Raw genomic sequence first — 618 nt, 5'->3', positions numbered from 1 at the left:
CCTCCGGAGCATTTTGGGTATAGCGAAACGAAACATTTTCGAATGTCACCCTACCCTCCAATGCTGGCGGAGTACTACGGCCTGGCTGAAACACGGGTTCGGGGGTGGCATTCATGATGTCGGCCAGGCGCTTGATACTGACCTTCATTTGGGTAAAGTCCTGCCACAATGAAGCGAGCTTCAGGATGGGCGCATTGACACGGCCCGACAACATATTGAAAGCGATCAGGCCACCCACCGTCATGTCACCGTCAATCACCAGCCTGGCACCAAAGTACAACAGCACTACCGTCAATACTTTGCTGGCCAGGCCGATAAACTGGTTGGTGGCATTGCCCAAATGGCCCGCTTCAAAAGCGGCCGTCACATAGTCACACAGTCGCCGCTCCCAATCCCGCTGCCATGCACCTTCCACGGCATGGCTCTTGAGTGTTTCCATGGAAGTGACGGTTTCCACAAGAAATGTCTGATTTTCGGCACCCAGCGCGAACTTGTCTTCCAGCTTCTTGCGCATAAGCGGCGTGATCAGCCAAGACGCGACAAAAAACACCGGCAAAGAGCAAATCACGATCAGAGTGAGCGCCACACTGTAATAAAACATGACGCCCAAGAACACCA

General features: G+C 53.6%; 1 protein-coding gene. It reads right to left on the bottom strand.

The window, feature by feature from the left end:
* The coding region (locus tag AC1DWI_RS25710; RefSeq protein WP_477726264.1) for an ABC transporter transmembrane domain-containing protein at nucleotides 1-601 on the bottom strand (601 nt) is incomplete at its 3' end.
* Nucleotides 602-618 lie beyond the last annotated feature (17 nt).

The sequence above is a fragment of the Polaromonas sp. P3_C2 genome, from assembly GCF_056402675.1.
The sequence above is the reverse complement of the archived record's forward strand: the minus strand, read 5'-3'. Positions and strand labels throughout refer to the sequence as shown.